This window comes from Actinomyces succiniciruminis, from assembly GCF_900002405.1.
GTDB classification, from domain to species: Bacteria; Actinomycetota; Actinomycetes; order Actinomycetales; family Actinomycetaceae; genus Actinomyces; species Actinomyces succiniciruminis.
Genome location: NZ_LK995455.1, coordinates 1 through 2,117 on the forward strand (window position 1 = coordinate 1; position 2,117 = coordinate 2,117).

Annotated in this window: 1 pseudogene; it reads left to right on the top strand. The window is 60.1% G+C overall.

Features of this window, described 5'->3' with window-relative positions:
• Positions 1-328 precede the first annotated feature (328 nt).
• Positions 329-1,610, top strand: a pseudogene (locus BN1056_RS15010) (ISL3 family transposase).
• The last annotated feature ends 507 nt before the right edge of the window (positions 1,611-2,117 follow it).

Genomic DNA, 2,117 nt, shown 5'->3' on the forward strand with positions numbered 1-2,117 from the left:
CCGGCACTGTGCTACTTCGCCGGCATCTGCGCCATCATCGGCGGCGTGCTGGCCATCTTCATCAAGAAGGTGAGGTAAGGCACGGACATACTACACCGCGTCTCGGAAGGGCCGTAACCAAGTTTCAACCCGAAAGAGCAAGCGAGTTATGCGGCTTTTTCGGTTTGACGGTGACGTGGTGACGTTGGCGGGTGCGCAGGTGGTAGGCGGCGGACGGGTAGGGCTCGAGGTCCTCAATGACTTGGTGTGCTGTCAAATAGCATCGATTACGAAGACCTCGACGTGATGTTCGAAACCGCCTTTCACTGCCCCTGACCTTGCTAGTTTCCTGGGCCCGAGGCGCCCTGAGACTAACCGCTGCCGACCAGTCTCTGGAGCAGAAGCAGGCGGTGGTCGACTGCCGTCTACCGCCTACAAGGTTCCGAAGATGACCCGTTCTGCCGGGCCTGTGGCGCCGAGGGCGCCCCGGTGGGACCGTCACGCGGCGTCAAGCGCAAGCGCCTGTGGGCTTGCGCCCCACCCACCGCTGGTGCGGCTGCGTCGCTAGCGCTGTGAAGATTGCGGGAGGGCGCTGGTGGCAGGACGCGTCTCGTGCCGCTGCCAGGCGGGCGAGGTTGACGCTTACAGCTGTGGACTGGGCGATAGGGACCGTCGGCGTGGAGTTTCATGTCCGTCTCCCGTTTGGCGGCAGGGTAGAGGTGTCGGGAACACTGCGAACGACGCCATCTTGGAGTGCGCCTAAACCAGCCTGATCAAGGATCCCGGCCGCTTGGAGGGCGTGGAAGTCATCGGCGTGGACAAGCATATTTGGCGGCACATCCGCACGGGCGATAGGTACGCGACCGCCATCGACGCCATACCCAGCACGCACCAAGACAGGTCCGTCCCGTCTCCTAGACATGGCCTCGGGCAGGTCGAAGCAGGTCTTCAAGCAGTGGCTCAAAACCAGTCTGAGACCTGGCGTAAGAGTGCGCAGGCAGGTGGTGGCTATGGACGGTTCACGGACTTCCAAACTGCCGCCGCTTAGGCCCCACCCGACGCGCCGGAGGCGATAAGCCTCTTCCATGTGGTCACTTTGGACGGCGACAAGCTGGATGAGTGCCGCCGCCACACCTAGCGGTAGACGACCGGGCGACGGGGGCGTCAGGAAGATCCAAGACCGCAGGCTCCTGCACACCCGGGCTGGCCTGCTGACCGACAAGTCCTGAGGTTGTCTCGAAACAGCTGTTCGCCGATAACCAGCACACGGCGGTGGAGGCCACTTGGGCGCCATCAGATAACGTCCGGCTACCGCACTAAGAAACCTGCTGAAGGCAAACAGCTGATGTGCAAGGGCATCGCCACCGTGAAGGACGGCGTGGCTGCAGCCCTGAAGGAAGTCATCTCCCTGGGCAAGACCCTGATTGAACGGCGCGGTGACATCCTGGCCTACTACCCGGCATCCCCGTTACCTCCAGCGGCCCCACCGAAAGAACACCAACAGGCGCTTGGAACGCCTACCCAGCGTAGCCCTGGACTTTAGAAACTTTGCCAACTACACCATCCGCAGCCTCATCCACGCCAGTGGCTTCAGGCAACAGCCACTACCCCTAAACCGGAAGAGCCTTTAATCTGAACTCGAAGAGCAAAATGACGGCGCACCTCTCTACCGGCAACTCCTAAATTCCGTCCCGTTATTCCTCAATCCCTGAAACCCGTCGTTAGTCCACAATGTGCCCATGAAGATATTTCCGCTTGAACGTGTCCAGACCCAAAACACCACCGGATTTGTCCACACTATCTGCGTGCTATCTCCATTGCACTTCGGTCTGTAGTCACCTCCCCACCTGACACTTGCAGGGGCAATCGCGGGGGCTTGAGCATCCACTTCAGCAGCAGATGCGCAAGTAGGCACCACAAAGGCTGCTACCGCGAGCACGATGGCAACCGATAGATTGGACAACTTAGAGATCAGAGACATAACCGGACTCCTCATCGAATCGGTGCGTCACGTTCAGGATGTGACTTATTATTTATGATAGCCAGTGTGGCTCCCGATGTCAATGACGCGACGAGACTCATTGCAGGTGCCCGCGAAAGTGGTTCGGTGCCTCATCTGGGACTGCCCGCGAGAGTCG